Genomic DNA, 16,164 nt, shown 5'->3' on the forward strand with positions numbered 1-16,164 from the left:
CAGCTACGTTTCCCGGTGTCAACGCCGTCGACGGGTATGCCGACTTTGTCCGATTTACGCCGGACTTAAGGCCCCTTTAAAGGAGACTCTCCGCCCTCCCGCACACTCCTTTCCGCCCCTCTCCCACCCCTTCGGCGGGGTGTGTCCGCCGGGTCGCCGGGGCGTCACCCGGGTAGGACTGTGGCTGTCCTGACTGGGCGTTGCCGAGACATCGCAGGAGCCGCGAGTGGCCGCTTATCTCGACCGTGACGGAGCCGACGGACCGGACGTGCCCGCCCAGGACGCGCCGCCGCCCCCGCCCGAGCTGGTGGCACTGGCCCAGGCCCACGGGGTGGACACCCGCTGCGGCCCCGGCGGCGTGCCGGCCGGCGCCCGCACGCTGGTCGCCGTGCTCGCCGCACTCGGCGTGGACGCCGCCACCCCCGACGCCGCCCGCGCCGCGCTCGCCCGCCACCGGGACGAGCGGCGGGCCCGTCTGCTGCCCCCGACGGTCGTGGCCCGGGCCGGCCGCCGCACCGCGCTCGACCTCCCCGCCGACACCCGGCTCGCCGTCGCCCTGGAGCAGGGCGGCCGCTGGGAGCTGCCGCGCGGCCACGCCCACTGGCTGCCCGCCGACCTGCCGCCCGGCCGGCACACCCTGCACGCCGACGCGGTGGACCGCACCGCCACCGCCCACCTGATCGTCGCCCCCGAACGCCTCCCCGCCCTCCCCGGCCGCAGCTGGGGCTTCCTCGCCCAGCTCTACTCCGTGCTCTCCGACCGCTCCTGGGGCATGGGCGATCTCGCCGACCTCGCCGACCTCGCCACCTGGGCCGGCTCGCTGGGCGCCGGCTTCCTGCAGATCAACCCGCTGCACGCCGCGCTGCCCGCCGTCCCCTCCGACCCGTCCCCCTACCGCCCGTCCTCCCGCCGCTTCGCCGACCCGGTCCACCTGCGGGTCGAGGAGGTCCCCGAGTACGCCTACCTCACCGGCCCGGCCCGCGCCGAGGTGGACGACCTGCTGACCCGCGCCGCCCGGCTGCGCTCCGAGGTGCTGGAGCACGACGGCCTGATCGACCGCGACGAGGTCTGGGCCCTCAAGCGCCGCGCCCTGGAACTGCTGCACACCGAGTACCGCCGGTACGCGGAGGAGCACGGCGCCGTCCGCACCGCCGCCCTCGACGCCTACCGGGCCCGCGAGGGCGAGTGGCTGGAGCGGTACGCGCTCTGGAACGCCCTGGCCGAGCGGCACGGCACCGACCACCACCGCTGGCCGAAGGGCCTGCGCCACCCCGGCTCCCCGCACGTGCGGCGCGCGGCCGCCGAGCTGGCCGCCCGGGTGGACTTCCACCGCTGGCTGGCCTGGCAGACCGACCGCCAGCTCGACCGCGCCCAGCGGGCCGCCCGCACGGCCGGGATGCCGGTCGGCCTGGTGCACGACCTCGCGGTCGGCGTCCACCCGGACGGCGCCGACGCCTGGGCGCTCCAGGACGTGCTCGCCGCCGGCATCTCGGTCGGTGCGCCGCCGGACGCCTTCAACGCGCGCGGCCAGGACTGGGGCCTGCCGCCCTGGCGCCCGGACGCGCTGGCCGGGGCCGGCTACGCGCCCTTCGCCGAGCTGATCCGCTCCGCCGCCCGGCACGCCGGCGCGCTGCGGATCGACCACGTGATGGGCCTGTTCCGGCTCTGGTGGGTGCCCGCCGGACACGCCCCGACCGAGGGCGTCTACGTGCGCTACGACGCCGAGGCGATGCTCGCCGTGCTCGCCCTGGAGGCGCACCGGGCCGGCGCCGCGGTGATCGGCGAGGACCTCGGCACCGTGGAGCCGGGCGTGCGCGAGGAGCTGGCGGCGCGCGGGGTGCTCGGCACCTCGGTGCTCTGGTTCGAACGGGACTGGCAGGCCGGGGGCGGGATCCTGCCGCCCGGGCGGTGGCGCGCGGGCAGCCTCGCCACCCTGACCACGCACGACCTGCCGTCCACCGCCGCCCGGCTCTCCGGCGAGCACGTGGAGCTGCGCCACCGGCTGGGCCTGCTGGCCCGTCCGCTGGGCGAGGAGCAGGCGCAGGCCGCCGCCGAGCTGGCCGACTGGCGGGCCGAACTCGTCCGGCTGGGGCTGCTGGGCGCGGACGAGCCGCTGTCGGCCCTCGCGCTGCACCGGTTCCTGGCCGCCACCCCCGCCGCGCTGGTCGGCGTCTGGCTGCCGGACGTGGTCGGCGACCCGCGTCCGCAGAACCTCCCGGGCACCTGGGACCAGTACCCGAACTGGCGCCTGCCGGTCGCCGACGGCTCGGGGCGCCCGGTCACCCTGGACGCCCTGGCCGCGGCCCCGGACGCCCGCACCCTCGCCGGCCTGCTGGGCTCCCTGCGCGCCCGGCCGGGCACCGCCGGGGACGGCCCTCCCGAAAGGCCGACCCCGCCGAGCGGCCAGGTGTAAGTGACGGGTAAGTTGGCACCGTGGACAAGAGGAACGCTTTGCGAGCCGGCGCGGTCACCGCAACGGTCACGCTGATGATGCTGCTGTCGTCGCCCGCCATGGCCCTCACCCGGGACGACGGCGACGACCCGGGGTCCGGCCTGAGCGTCGCCGAGACCCTCGGGCTCTACGTGCTGCTGCCGATCGCGGCCTTCGTGATCATCGGCGGCCTGGCCGCGCTGCCGCTCGGCGGCGGCAAGGACAAGAAGAAGTAGCCGAGCCGCTTCGTCCTCCCCGCACAGACCCCGAGGGGGCGCCGGACCACGTCCGGCGCCCCCTCGCGCGTGTCCGCGCCCCCTCCCCCCGCCGCACGGAAGGGGGAGGGGACGGCCGCGTCAGCGCTCCGCGGCGGCCCGGTCGGCGGCCTGCGCCTTCAGCGCCCGCTCCACACCGGCCCGCGCCTCGACGACCTGCCGCCGCAGCGCCGGCGCCGGCTCGGCCGCGGCCAGCCAGGCGTCGGTGGCGTCCAGGGTGGCCTGCTCGACCAGCAGCGACGGGTACAGCCCGACGATGATCTGCTGCGAGATCTCGTGGCTGCGGGTCTCCCAGATGCCCTTCACCGCGGCGAAGTACTTCTCCGCGTACGGCGCGAGCAGCGCGCGCTGGTCGGCCTGCTGGAAGCCGCCGATCACCGCCGCCTGCACGTAGTTCGTCAGCTCGTCCGAGTCCACCACGGACGCCCAGGCGGACGCCTTGGCCTCGGCGGTCGGGCGGGCCGCCCGGCAGCCGGCCGCGTGCTCCTGGCCGGCCGCGGTGTTGTCGCGCTCCAGCTCGGCCGCGATCTCGGGCTCGTCCGCCCGGCCGGTCGCGGCGAGCCGGCCCAGCAGGGTCCAGCGCAGCTCGGTGTCCACGGCCAGGCCGGGGATCTCCTCGGTGCCGTCCAGCAGCCCGGCGAGCAGGTCGAGCTGACCGTCGGTCCGGGCGACGCCGGCCAGGGCCCGGGCCCAGGCGAGCTGGTGGTCGCTGCCCGGCTCGGCGGCGCGCAGCGCCTTCTCGGCGGCCTCGGCCCAGCGGGCCAGGCCCTGCTCGCGCCAGGCCGGGTCGGCGTAGGCGTCGAGCGCCAGCTTGACCTGGCGGTGCACCGACTGGACGACGCCGATGTCGCTCTCGCGCGGCAGGCCGGAGAGGGCGAGCGTCAGGTAGTCGCGGGCGGCCAGCTCGCCGTCGCGGGTCATGTCCCAGGCGGAGGCCCAGCACAGCGCGCGCGGCAGCGCGTCGGTGAAGGCGCCGAGGTGCTCGGTGACCACGGCCAGCGAGTCCTCGTCGAGGCGGACCTTGGCGTAGGACAGGTCGTCGTCGTTCAGCAGGATCACGGCCGGGCGGTGCCGGCCGACCAGCTGCGGCACCTCGGTGCGCGGGCCGTCGACGTCCAGCTCGATCCGGTCGGTGCGCACCAGCGCGCCGTCGGTCAGCTCGTACAGGCCGACGGCGATCCGGTGCGGGCGCAGCACGGCCTCGCCCTTGGCGCCGGCCGGCAGCGCCGGGGCGTCCTGGAGCACGGCGAAGGACTCGATCCCGCCGTCGGTGTTCAGGGTCAGCGCGGGCCGCAGCACGTTGATGCCGGCGGTCTCCAGCCAGGCGGCGGACCAGGCCTTGAGGTCGCGTCCGCTGGCCTCCTCCAGCGCGCCGAGCAGGTCGCCGAGGCGGGTGTTGCCCCAGGCGTGCCGCTTGAAGTAGGCGCGCACGCCCTCGAAGAAGGCGTCCTGGCCGACGTAGGCCACCAGCTGCTTGAGCACCGAGGCGCCCTTGGCGTAGGTGATGCCGTCGAAGTTGACCTGGACGTCCTCCAGGTCGTTGATGTCGGCCATGATGGGGTGGGTGGACGGCAGCTGGTCCTGCCGGTACGCCCAGGTCTTCATCTGGTTGGCGAAGGTGGTCCAGGAGTTGGGCCACCGCGACCCGGGGGACTCGGCCTGGCAGACCGCCTCGGCGTAGGTGGCGAACGACTCGTTCAGCCAGAGGTCGTTCCACCACTCCATGGTGACGAGGTTGCCGAACCACATGTGGGCGAGCTCGTGCAGGATCGTCGCGGCGCGGGCCTCGTACGCGGCGTCGGTCACCTTGGACCGGAACACGTACTGGTCGCGCAGGGTGACGGCGCCCGCGTTCTCCATCGCGCCGGCGTTGAACTCCGGCACGAAGAGCTGGTCGTACTTGGGGAACGGGTAGGGGAAGTCGAACTTCTCCTGGAAGTAGTCGAAGCCCTGCTTGGTGACCTCGAAGATCGCCTCGGCGTCCAGGAACTCGCGCAGCGAGGGCCGGCAGTAGATGCCCAGCGGCACCTTCTGCTCGCCGCTCTCGTAGGTGTCGAAGGCCCCGACGTACGGGCCCGCGATGAGCGCGGTGATGTACGAGGAGATCCGGCCGGTCGGGGCGAAGCGCCAGACCCGGGTGTCGCCCTCGCCCTCCGGCTCGGGGGTGGGCGAGTTGGAGACCACGCTCCAGCCGGCGGGCGCGGTCACGGTGAAGGTGAACGCGGCCTTCAGGTCCGGCTGCTCGAAGGTGGCGAAGACCCGGCGGGCGTCCGGCACCTCGAACTGGGTGTAGAGGTAGGTCTCGCCGTCGACCGGGTCGACGAACCGGTGCAGGCCCTCGCCGGTGTTGGTGTAGGCGCAGTTGGCGACGACGCGCAGCTCGTTCTCGGCGGCGAGGCCCGGCAGCGCGATCCGGCTGTCGGCGAAGCCGGCGTTGTCGAGCCGCTCGCCGTTGAGGACGATCTCCTCGACGCTCGGGGCGACCAGGTCGATGAAGGTGGCCGCGCCCGGGGTGGTGGCGGTGAACCGGACCACGGTGGTGGACCGGAACGTGCCCCCCTCTCGGGCCGAGCTCAGGTCGAGCTCGATGTCGTACGCGTCCACGTGCAGGAGGTCGGCCCGGGTGCGGGCCTCCTCACGGGTCAGGTTGGTGCCGGGCACTCGCTGGACTCCTTCGTCAGGCTGATGCTGGCATCCTGCCATGTCCGCCCGCCCGGCCCGCCGGAATGCCGCCCGGATACGAAGCGGGCGGGACGGCAGGGGCCCGTGGGCCCCTGCCGTCCCGCCCGGGGCGTCGTTACTTCTTGACGTACTTGAACACGGGGGAGTCGAAGGTGCCGCGGGAGAACCCGTACAGCGCCCCGTCCGAGTTCAGCACGAACTCGTTGCCGCTCAGGCCGATGCTGAAGGTCGAGTTGACGGTGAGGTTGCCGAGCTCGGTGACCGCGCCGTCGGCGGGGGCGAGGGTCACCAGCTTGGCGTCGTTGCCGTAGCCCATGTCCAGGATGGCCCGGACCTTGCCGTCCTTGTCGGTGCCGGAGACCAGCCGGAGGCCGTCCTTGGCCTTGCCGTCGGTCGACCAGAGCCGCTTGCCGGTGGTCAGGTCGTAGGCGTTGATCGCCGGCTTGGTCGGGTTGGTCTGGACGTACAGGGTGGTGCCGCTGACCACGCTCTGGGTGAAGGCGTCGGCCAGGCCGCTGAGCCGCAGGCTGTCGTAGCCGGGCTCCTTGACGGGCATCTGGGTGCCCGGCTTGTTGGTCTTGTCGAACGGCAGCACGTAGTCGCCGTTGGCGCCGCTGGACATCGACAGCACCAGGGGCTGGTCGGAGAGGACCTTGTCGACCCGCTCGATGCTGCCGGACAGGGTGATCGGCGCGGGCGAGGCGACCTTGCCGGTCTCCGTCTCCAGGATCACCAGCTGCGACTTGACGGTGGTGTTGAGGCCGTAGCAGCGGTCGGTGACCACGATCTGCGAACCGGCGGCGGTGCCGTAGACGCTGCAGTCCTTCTCGCGCGGCTGGAAGGCCCAGACCGCGGAGCCGTCGGCGACGTTCACCGCGGCGGCGGTGTTGGAGCCGATGCCGATGACCTTGTCGGTGATGCTCAGGGTGGGGGAGACCATCTTGTTCTGCCCGACCTTGGCGCTCCACGACAGCTTGCCGGTGGTGAGGTCGACGGCGGCGATGGTGGAGCAGTCGCTGTCACCGGTGTTCAGCGAGATGGCGGCGACGTGCTTGGAGTTGGCGTTGTACGAGGCGGTGCAGAACTCCTTGGCGCCGGAGGGCACCGGGATGGTCCACGCCTCCTTGCCGTCGGAGGTGTTGACGGCGCGGATGCCGGTGGTGTCGGCGCGCACCGCGACCTTCTCGGCGCCCCAGATGGCGAGCAGCCGGGTGGTGCCGCTGACCGAGCTGGACGGCTTGTCGGCCGCCCAGGCCAGGTTGTAGGCGCCGGCCTTGCCGCCGCCACCGCCGCCCGTGCCGCCGGCGGTGCCGCCGGCCGTCGGGGTGCTGCCCTGGCTGGGGCTGACGTCCGGCGAGGTCCCGCCGCCGCCGGTGACCTGACCGCCGGTGGTGCCGCCGGAGGCGGCCGGCGGGTCGTCCTTCTTCTTGTCGTCGGTGAACAGCACGACCAGCGCGGCGACGATGGCGATCGCCAGCACGCCGCCGATGATGCCGCCCCAGACCATCACGGGGTTGCGCTGCTTGGGCGGTGCGGGCACCGGGGCGCCCGGGTAGCCGTAGCCGCCCTGCTGCGGGTAGCCGTACCCGGGCGCGCCGCCGTCGGCGGGCGGCGGGGCGGCGTAGCCGTAGGGCTGCTGGCCCGCGGCCGGGGCCCCGAACTGCGGCTGGCCGGGCGCCGGGTCGTACGGGCCGACCGGCGGGGCCGGTGCCGGCCCCTGCGCGGGGAAGGCGGGGGCGGTGGGCGCGTAGGCGTACCCGCCCGCCGCCGCGGCCGGCGGGGCCGGTGGCGCGGCGGGCGGAGCGGCCGGGGCCGGCGGTGCGGCCTGGCCGGGGACCGCCGCCCCGTCGAGCTGTGTCTGCTGGTCCGCCACGGCCGCCGGGTCGACGCCGCCCGGCGTGCGTCCGAACGACACGCCCCGGTTGTCCGGACCGCCGCCGGGAGCTTCGCCAGCCCCCGGCATCGGGTGATCCCCTGCCATCTGTTGCCCCGTCATGTCTGGAAGCGTCCCGGTATCGGTGCACATCCGTGACCGGCGGGACGGGTGAGATTGGGCACCATCGTACGGGGGGACGGTTTTCGGACGCCCGCCGGAACCCGGGGCCCCGGCCGCCCCCGGGCCGACCTGGGACGATGCCGGCCCCCGGCGCCCGCGCCGGCCCGGCCCGCGGCCCCTTCCCCCGGTTCCCCGGCACCCGGCCCCGTGCACCGTCCCTTCGCCCTCCCTCTCCCGTGCCTCCACGTTGTGACAGGCCCTAGGCTTCAGGTCTTGAAAGGGGACGTCCGGCGGAGGGGTCCCCGGCGCCCTTCGGGAGGGTGGATTCATGTCGACGGACACTCCGGGCTCGCAGTCCTCGCTGCACCGGGCCAACCTGGAGCGGGTGCTCCGTGCGGTGCGGACGGCCGGCTCGCTGACCCAGGCCGAGATCGCCCGCGGTACCGGCCTCTCGGCGGCCACCGTGTCCAACATCGTCCGGGAACTGAAGGAGAGCGGCACCGTCGAGGTGGCCGACACCTCCGCCGGCGGCCGGCGCGCCCGCAGCGTCTCGCTCAGCGGCGACGCGGGCATCGTGGTGGGGATCGATTTCGGCCACACCCATCTGAGGGTCGCCGTCGGCAACCTCGCCCACCGGGTGCTCGCCGAGGAGAGCGCCCCGATGGACGTCGACGTCTCCGCCGCGCAGGGCTTCGAGCGGGCCGAGGCCCTGGTGGAGCGGCTGCTCGCGGAGGCCGGCTTCCGCTCCGACAAGGTGATCGGCGTGGGCCTGGGCGTCCCCGGCCCGATCGACGTGGAGACCGGCGCGCTGGGCTCCACCGCGATCCTGCCGGGCTGGACCGGCATCGCCCCCGGCCGCGAGCTGGCCGAGCGGCTCGGCCTGCCGGTGCACGTCGACAACGACGCCAACCTCGGCGCGCTCGGGGAGCTGGTCTGGGGCGCCGGCCGGGGCCTGAACGACCTCGCCTACATCAAGGTGGCCAGCGGCGTCGGCGCCGGCCTGGTGGTCAACGGGCAGATCTACCGGGGGCCGGGCGGCACCGCGGGCGAGATCGGCCACATCACCCTGGACGAGGCCGGCCCGGTCTGCCGCTGCGGCAACCGCGGCTGCCTGGAGACCTTCGTCGGCTCCCGCTACCTGCTGAACCTGCTCACCCCCACCCTCGGCTCCGGGCTCACCCTGCCCCGGGTGGTGGAGCTGGCGCACGAGGGCGACCTCGGCTGCCGCCGGGTGATCGCCGACGCCGGCCGGCAGATCGGCACCGGCGTGGCCACCCTGTGCAACCTGCTCAACCCGCGCCGGGTGATCCTCGGCGGGGACCTCGCCGAGGCCGGGGAGCTGGTGCTCGCGCCGATCCGCGACTCGGTGGCGCGCTACGCGATCCCCAGCGCCGCCCGCCAGCTGTCGGTGGTCCCCGGTACCCTGGGCGGCCGTGCCGAGGTCCTGGGGGCACTGGCGCTGGTGATGAGCGAGGCGGGCGACTCCAGCGCGCTCGCCGTCGCCCGTCCCTGAACGCCGCCGCCCGCCCCGCGGCCGGGCGCACCGACACGCCGGTCTCCCCCCTCCACTCGAAGGAGTGACCGTCGAGGTGGTTGGCGCGTACCGGCCGTCGGCACCGGACACCCCGCCCGGTGTCCGGTAGGCGGACATTAGACTCGACCGGTCGACACCGGGCAGCGACGCCCGTCGGGCCCCCGCGGTCCGCGAACACTGAACGAGGAGGAACGGGTGGCCCTGCTGACCCGCATTCGGGGACCGCGCGATCTCGACCGGCTCACGCCCGGACAGCTGGCCGCCCTGGCCGAGGAGATCCGGACCTTCCTGGTGACCGAGGTCTCCAAGACGGGCGGCCACCTCGGCCCGAACCTCGGCGTCGTCGAACTGACCATCGCGCTGCACCGGGTCTTCGACTCCCCGCGCGACCGCGTCCTGTTCGACACCGGCCACCAGAGCTACGTCCACAAGCTGCTCACCGGCCGCCAGGACTTCTCCGGGCTGCGCAGCAAGGGCGGCCTGTCCGGCTACCCGTCCCGTGCCGAGTCCGAACACGACGTGATCGAGAACTCGCACGCCTCCACCGTGCTCTCCTACGCCGACGGCCTGGCCAAGGCCAACCAGCTGCTGGGGAAGAACGACCCGGTGGTGGCCGTGATCGGCGACGGCGCCCTCACCGGCGGCATGGCCTGGGAGGCGCTCAACAACATCGCCGACGCCAAGGACCGCCCGGTCGTCATCGTCGTCAACGACAACGAGCGCTCCTACTCGCCCACCATCGGCGGCCTGGCCAACCACCTCGCGACCCTGCGCACCACCCAGGGCTACGAGCGCTTCCTGTCCTGGGGCAAGGACGCCCTCCAGCGCACCCCCGTGGTCGGCCAGCAGCTCTTCGAGACCCTGCACGGCGCGAAGAAGGGCCTGAAGGACTTCATCGCCCCGCAGGGCATGTTCGAGGACCTCGGCCTCAAGTACATCGGCCCGATCGACGGCCACGACCTCACCGCCCTGGAGTCCGCGCTCACCAAGGCGCGCGGCTTCGGCGGCCCGGTCATCGTGCACTGCCTCACCGAGAAGGGCCGCGGCTACCACGCCGCCGAGAACAACGACGAGGACCGCTTCCACGCGGTCGGCAGGATCCACCCGGAGACCGGTCTGCCGGTCAAGAACGCCGGCGGCCGGAGCTGGACCTCGGTCTTCGCCGAGGAGATGGTCGCGCTCGGCCACGAGCGCGAGGACATCGTCGGCATCACCGCGGCGATGCTCCACCCGGTGGGCCTGGCGCCGTTCGCCGAGGCCTTCCCGGAGCGTATCTTCGACGTCGGCATCGCCGAGCAGCACGCCGTCACCAGTGCCGCCGGCCTGGCCACCAACGGCCTGCACCCGGTCTTCGCGGTCTACGCGACCTTCCTCAACCGGGCCTTCGACCAGGTCCTGATGGACGTCGCCCTGCACAGGCTGGGCGTCACCTTCACGCTGGACCGGGCCGGTGTCACCGGCGACGACGGCGCCTCGCACAACGGCATGTGGGACATGTCGATCCTCCAGGTCGTCCCCGGCCTGCGGCTCGCCGCCCCGCGCGACGCCGACCAGCTGCGCGCCCAGCTGCGCGAGGCCGTCGAGGTCAAGGACGCGCCGACCGTGGTCCGCTACTCCAAGGGCACCGTCGGCCCGGCCGTCCCGGCGGTCGGCCAGGCCGGCGGCATGGACCTGCTGCGCGTCGACCCGGACGCCGAGGAGGGCCGCCGGGCCGATGTGCTGATCGTCTCGGTCGGCGCGCTCGCCCCGATGTGCCTGGAGGTGGCCGACCTGCTGGCCGCCCAGGGCATCAGCTCGACCGTGGTGGACCCGCGCTGGGTCAAGCCGGTCGACCCGGCGCTGCCGGGCCTGGCCGCCGAGCACCGGGTGGTCGTCACGGTCGAGGACAACGGGCGGGTCGGCGGCGTCGGCTCGGCGATCGCCCAGGCGCTGCGCGACGCGGACGTGGACCTGCCGCTGCGCGACTTCGGCATCCCGCAGGAGTTCCTGGACCACGCCTCGCGCCCGGAGATCCTCGCCGAGATCGGCCTGACCGCCCCGGACATCGCCCGCCAGGTGACCGCGCTGGTCTCCCGGCTCGACGTGGCCGTCCAGGCCTGACCGGCCCCCGCCACCGCGAGCGGGCCGTTTGCGACGGCTCCGCACCACTCAGGGCTGATAATCGCACCAAAGGCGGGACCGGCGCTGCCCGCGCCGATCCCGCCCGGTAGGTTGTCATCCGTGCCGACCCCCATCCGAGAACGCCTGACCGCGCTCGCCGAGCGCCTGCCCCTGGGGGTACCCCCGGCCGACGGCTGGGAACGCGTGAAGACCGGTTACTGGACGCGGCTGGTGCCGCTGCTGGCCCTGGTCGCCCTGCTGACCCACCTGCCGTCCTTCCTCCGCCCGGTCTGGAGCCCGGACGAGGGCTTCCTGGCCACCCAGGCCCGGATGCTCGCCGACGGCGGCGTGCTCTACGACACCGTGGTGGACCGCAAGCCGCCGTTGCTGCCCTGGCTGTACCAGGCCTGCTTCGCCGTCTTCGGCTCCGCCTCGCTCTGGCCGCTGCGCACCCTGGCGGTGGCCGCCCACCTGGTCACCGCGATCCTGCTGGCCTCGCTCGCCCGCGGCCGCTGGGGCGACCGGGCCGGGGTCGGCGCGGGCCTGCTCTACCTGCTGGTCTCCATCGGGCTCTCCCCGGAGGACACCCAGGCGGCGACCTTCGAGGTCTTCATGCTGCCCGCCATGGTGGCCGCCTTCCGCTACGCCGAGCGCCGTCGCTGGCTGGCCGCCGGGATCGCGGTGGCGCTCTGCTCACTGACCAAGCAGACCGGCGGCGCGGTGCTGCTGCCGGTGCTGTGGATGCTCTTCCAGGACGCCCGGCGGCGCGGTGTGCGCTGGATCCCCGCCCTGCTCAAGATCGGCTTCGGCTTCACCCTGCCGATAGCGCTGGTCGCGGTGATCCTCACCAAACCGAAGGGCTTCCTGTTCTGGGTGGTCACCGGCAGCGGCGACTACGCCAGTGTCGGCGGCGCCTGGCTGCAGATGGCCGGCCGGGCGCTCGGCAACTCGGCGATCCTGGTCGGGGCCGGCCTCGGCTTCCTGCTGCCGGTCGGCCGCCGGCTCTGGCTGAAGCACCGCCACCGTCCGCTGCCGGTCGCCGGCGAGGAGCACGGCTCCACCACCGACCTGTGGATGTGGCTGCTCTCCTCGGTGGTCGCGGTCAGCACGGGCTTCCACTTCTTCGGCCACTACTACCTCCAGCTGATGCCCCCGCTGGTGCTGCTGGGCACCGGCGCGATCGCCACCTCGGCCGTCCGCTGGAAGCCCGTGCTGCTGTACACCGCGGCCGCCGCCACCGTGTTCTGGGGCCTGGCACTGGCCTGGCCGGGGGAGCGGCTCGACCGCACCACCGAGGTCGCCACCGCGGTCGCCGCGCAGACCACCCCCAAGGACACCGTGCTGGTCTGGGGCATGCATCCGGAGCTCTACTGGCTCGCCGACCGCAAGCCCGCCACCCGGTACCTCACCGCGGGCTTCCTGACCAACTACAGCGGCGGCAAGGACGGCAGCCCCAACGTCGGCGAGCAGTTCTCGATGGCCAACGCCTGGCAGACCTTCGACCAGGAGATCGCCAAGAGCCTGCCCGAGGTCGTGGTCGACGACTCCGGCCTCGCGCCGTACCAGCCCGGCATGATCCCGAAGATCGAGAACCTGCTGGAGACCCACTACGAGATGGTCGGCGTCTTCGCCGACACCGTCGTCTACCGCCTCAAGCACTGAGCCGGACTCCGGTGGCCGGGCGGAAACGCCCCCGGGGGAACGCGAAGGGCCCCGGTGACCACGCTGGTCACCGGGGCCCTTCGGCGTCGCGGCTAGGCGGGCACCGAGGCCACGCCCGGGGCGAGGAAGCGCTTGCCGTTCACCCGCTCCGAGATGCCCTCACGGTCCAGGTACGGGGTGATCCCGCCCAGGTGGAAGGGCCAGCCGGCGCCGGTGATCATGCAGAGGTCGATGTCCTGCGCCTCGGCGACGACACCCTCCTCCAGCATCAGGCCGATCTCCTGCGCGACGGCCTCCAGGGCGCGGCCGAGGACCTGCTCCTCGGTCAGCACGGTGTCGCCGAAGGAGAGCAGCTCCAGCACCTCGGGGTCGAGGACCTGCTTGCCGTCCACCCAGGTGTAGAAGCCGCGCTTGCCGGCCTTGACCACCTTGCCGAGGTTCTCGGAGACGGTGAACCGCTCCGGGAACGCGCCGTGCAGGGTCTCCGAGACGTGCAGGGCGATGGCCGGGCCGACCAGCTCCAGCAGCACGATCGGGGACATCGGCAGGCCGAGCGGCTCGACGCCCTTCTCGACGGTGGCGATCGGGGTGCCCCCGTCGATGATGTCCTGGATCTCGCCCATGAAGCGGGTCAGGATCCGGTTGACCACGAACGCCGGGGCGTCCTTGACCAGCACCGAGGTCTTCTTCAGCTTCTTGGAGACGCCGAAGGCGGTGGCCAGCGAGACGTCGTCGGTCCGCTCGCCGCGGACGATCTCCAGCAGCGGCAGGATCGCGACCGGGTTGAAGAAGTGGAAGCCGACGACCCGCTCCGGGTGCTTCAGCTTCGAGGCCATCTCGGTGACCGACAGCGAGGAGGTGTTGGTCGCCAGCACGCAGGCCGGCGAGACCACGTTCTCCAGGTCCGCGAAGACGGCCTGCTTGACGCCCATCTCCTCGAACACGGCCTCGATCACGAAGTCGGCGTCGCCGAAGGCCGCGGCCTTGTCGAGCGAGCCGGAGACCAGGCCCTTGAGGCGGTTGGACTTGTCCTTGCCGATCCGGCCCTTCTCCAGCAGCTTGTCGATCTCGGCGTGGACGTAGCCCACGCCCTTGTCGACGCGCTCCTGGTCGATGTCGGTGAGGACCACCGGCACCTCCAGGCGGCGGGCGAACAGCAGCGCCAGCTGGGAGGCCATCAGACCGGCGCCGACGACGCCGACCTTGGTGACCGGGCGGGCCAGCGACTTGTCCGGCGCGCCGACCGGGCGCTTGGCCCGGCGCTGCACCAGGTTGAAGGCGTAGATGCCGCTGCGCAGCTCGCCGCCCATGATGAGGTCGGCCAGGGCCGCGTCCTCGGCGTCGAAGCCGGCCTGCAGGTCCTCGTCCTTGACCCGGGCGATGATGTCCAGCGCCCGGTACGCGGCCGGGGCCGCCCCGTGCACCTTGGCGTCGGCGACCAGCCGGCCCCAGGCGACGGCGTCGTCCCAGGCCTTGCCGCGGTCGATCGCCTCGCGCTCGACGACCACCTCGCCCTTGAGGACGCGGGCCGCCCAGAGCAGCGACTGCTCCAGGAAGTCGGCCGGCTCGAAGATCGCGTCGGCGATCCCCAGCTCGAACACGTCCTTGCCCTTGAGCTGCTTGTTCTGCGCCATCGAGTTCTCGATGATCACCTTGACGGCCTTCGCCGGGCCGATCAGGTTCGGCAGGATGCTGCAGCCGCCCCAGCCGGGGACGAGGCCGAGGAAGACCTCGGGCAGCGAGAACGCCGGGACGCCCGCCGACACCGTGCGGTAGTCGCAGTGCAGGCCGACCTCGACGCCGCCGCCCATCGCCGCGCCGTTGTAGAACGCGAAGGTCGGGACGGGCAGCGCGGCGATCCGCTTGAAGACCTCGTGGCCGCCCTTGCCGATGGCCAGCGCGTCCGCGTGCTCCTTGAGCAGCTCGACGCCCTTGAGGTCGGCGCCGACGGCGAAGATGAACGGCTTGCCGGTGATCGCGGCACCGACGACGGTGCCCGCCGCGGCCTCGGCCTCGACCTGGTCCAGCGCCTCGTTCAGCTTGAGCAGCGAGCCCGGGCCGAAGGTGGTCGGCTTGGTGTGGTCGAAGCCGTTGTCCAGGGTGATCAGGGCCAGCCGGCCGGCCTGCAGCGGCAGGTCCAGGTGGCGCACGTGCGCGGTGGTGACGACCTCGCCGGGGAAGAGCTCGGCGCCGCGGGTCAGCAGCTCAGTCGTGGTGCTCATGCTCACTTACCACCCTCGAAGTGCGGGTTCTCCCAGATGACCGTGCCGCCCATGCCGAAGCCGATGCACATCGTGGTGAGGCCGTAGCGGACGTCCGGGCGCTGCTCGAAGCGGCGGGCCAGCTGGTTCATCAGGCGCACGCCGGAGGAGGCCAGCGGGTGGCCGAAGGCGATCGCGCCGCCGTACGGGTTGACCCGCTCGTCGTCGTCCGCGATGCCGTAGTGGTCCAGGAACGCCAGCACCTGGACGGCGAACGCCTCGTTGACCTCGAACGCGCCGATGTCGTCGATGCTGAGGCCGGCCTTGGCCAGCGCCTTCTCGGTGGCCGGCACCGGGCCGATGCCCATCACCTCGGGCTCGACGCCCGCGAAGGCGTAGGAGACCAGGCGCATCCGGACCGGCAGGCCGAGCTCCTCGGCCACGTCCTCGGCGGCCAGCAGCGAGGCGGTGGCGCCGTCGTTGAGACCGGCCGAGTTGCCCGCGGTGATGTTGCCGTGGGGGCGGAACGGGGTCTTGAGCCCCGCCAGGTTCTCCATCGTGGTGCCCGGGCGCATCGGCTCGTCCACGGTGGCCAGGCCCCAGCCGGTCTCGCCGGCCTCGGGGTTGGTGTTGCGGACCGAGACCGGCACCAGGCCGGGCTGGATGTCGCCGTTGGCGTACGCCTTGGCGGCCTTCTCCTGCGAGCGCACGGCGTAGGCGTCGCAGCGCTCCTTGGTCAGGTGCGGGAACCGGTCGTGCAGGTTCTCCGCGGTCATGCCCATGAACAGGGCGGACTCGTCGACGAGCTTCTCGGAGACGAAGCGCGGGTTCGGGTCGACGCCCTCGCCCATCGGGTGGCGGCCCATGTGCTCGACGCCGCCGGCCACGACCACGTCGTACGCGCCGAAGGCGATGCCGCCGGCGGTGGTGGTCACGGCGGTCAGCGCGCCGGCGCACATGCGGTCGATCGCGTAGCCGGGGACGGACTTCGGCAGGCCGGACAGCAGCGCGGCGGTGCGGCCGATGGTCAGACCCTGGTCGCCGATCTGCGTGGTGGCCGCGATGGCGACCTCGTCGATGCGCTCGACGGGCAGGTTCGGGTTGCGGCGCACCAGCTCCCGGATGCACTTGACGACCAGGTCGTCGGCGCGCGTCTCGTGGTAGATGCCCTTCGGGCCGGCCTTGCCGAACGGGGTGCGGACGCCATCGACGAAGACGACGTCCCTCGCGGTACGAGGCACGGGGGCTCTCCTCCCAGGGACCAACGGTTCAGGTGGGCAGGC

The 16,164-nt window shown here is 73.4% G+C and carries 9 protein-coding genes; 5 read left to right on the plus strand and 4 right to left on the minus strand.

Annotated features, from left to right (window positions below; genetic code table 11):
- Window positions 1-268: 268 nt before the first annotated feature.
- Together malQ and ACF1AK_RS23715 are read left to right on the plus strand one after the other, a co-directional pair.
- Window positions 269-2,413: a 4-alpha-glucanotransferase gene (gene malQ, locus ACF1AK_RS23710; RefSeq protein ID WP_391500961.1), complete on the plus strand. Its 2,145-nt coding sequence runs from the start codon at window positions 269-271 to the stop codon at window positions 2,411-2,413.
- A gap of 20 nt (window positions 2,414-2,433) precedes the next feature.
- A complete protein-coding gene (locus ACF1AK_RS23715) occupies window positions 2,434-2,667 on the plus strand; it encodes a hypothetical protein (RefSeq protein WP_350549418.1) in 234 nt (77 codons plus the stop codon).
- A gap of 120 nt (window positions 2,668-2,787) precedes the next feature.
- Here the strand turns inward: ACF1AK_RS23715 and pepN are convergent, their stop codons facing one another.
- Together pepN and ACF1AK_RS23725 are read right to left on the minus strand one after the other, a co-directional pair.
- Complete coding sequence (gene pepN, locus ACF1AK_RS23720; protein ID WP_391500823.1) at window positions 2,788-5,367, minus strand: aminopeptidase N; 2,580 nt, start codon at window positions 5,365-5,367, stop codon at window positions 2,788-2,790.
- Window positions 5,368-5,503: 136 nt separating this feature from the next.
- On the minus strand, window positions 5,504-7,303 hold the full coding sequence (locus ACF1AK_RS23725; protein ID WP_391500824.1) for a PQQ-binding-like beta-propeller repeat protein: 1,800 nt from the start codon (window positions 7,301-7,303) through the stop codon (window positions 5,504-5,506).
- A 409-nt stretch (window positions 7,304-7,712) separates the two neighbouring features.
- Here ACF1AK_RS23725 and ACF1AK_RS23730 point away from each other — a divergent pair, with 409 nt between their 5' ends.
- The 3 genes from ACF1AK_RS23730 to ACF1AK_RS23740 all read left to right on the plus strand — a co-directional run bounded on the left by ACF1AK_RS23730 (window position 7,713) and on the right by ACF1AK_RS23740 (window position 12,680).
- Window positions 7,713-8,897: an ROK family protein gene (locus ACF1AK_RS23730; RefSeq protein WP_391500825.1), complete on the plus strand. Its 1,185-nt coding sequence runs from the start codon at window positions 7,713-7,715 to the stop codon at window positions 8,895-8,897.
- 216 nt (window positions 8,898-9,113) lie between these two features.
- Window positions 9,114-11,018 carry a 1-deoxy-D-xylulose-5-phosphate synthase gene (gene dxs, locus ACF1AK_RS23735; RefSeq protein WP_391500826.1) on the plus strand — a complete coding sequence of 635 codons (1,905 nt, stop codon included), beginning with the start codon at window positions 9,114-9,116 and terminating at the stop codon, window positions 11,016-11,018.
- A 120-nt stretch (window positions 11,019-11,138) separates the two neighbouring features.
- Complete coding sequence (locus ACF1AK_RS23740) at window positions 11,139-12,680, plus strand: ArnT family glycosyltransferase (RefSeq protein WP_391500827.1); 1,542 nt, start codon at window positions 11,139-11,141, stop codon at window positions 12,678-12,680.
- A 92-nt stretch (window positions 12,681-12,772) separates the two neighbouring features.
- Here ACF1AK_RS23740 and ACF1AK_RS23745 read toward each other — a convergent pair whose 3' ends face one another.
- Both ACF1AK_RS23745 and ACF1AK_RS23750 read right to left on the minus strand, forming a co-directional pair.
- Window positions 12,773-14,902 carry a 3-hydroxyacyl-CoA dehydrogenase NAD-binding domain-containing protein gene (locus tag ACF1AK_RS23745; protein WP_391500828.1) on the minus strand — a complete coding sequence of 710 codons (2,130 nt, stop codon included), beginning with the start codon at window positions 14,900-14,902 and terminating at the stop codon, window positions 12,773-12,775.
- A 2-nt stretch (window positions 14,903-14,904) separates the two neighbouring features.
- Window positions 14,905-16,122: a thiolase family protein gene (locus ACF1AK_RS23750; RefSeq protein WP_391500829.1), complete on the minus strand. Its 1,218-nt coding sequence runs from the start codon at window positions 16,120-16,122 to the stop codon at window positions 14,905-14,907.
- Between the last annotated feature and the right edge of the window lie 42 nt (window positions 16,123-16,164).

Source organism: Kitasatospora sp. NPDC015120 (assembly GCF_043080305.1).
Taxonomy (GTDB): domain Bacteria; phylum Actinomycetota; class Actinomycetes; order Streptomycetales; family Streptomycetaceae; genus Kitasatospora.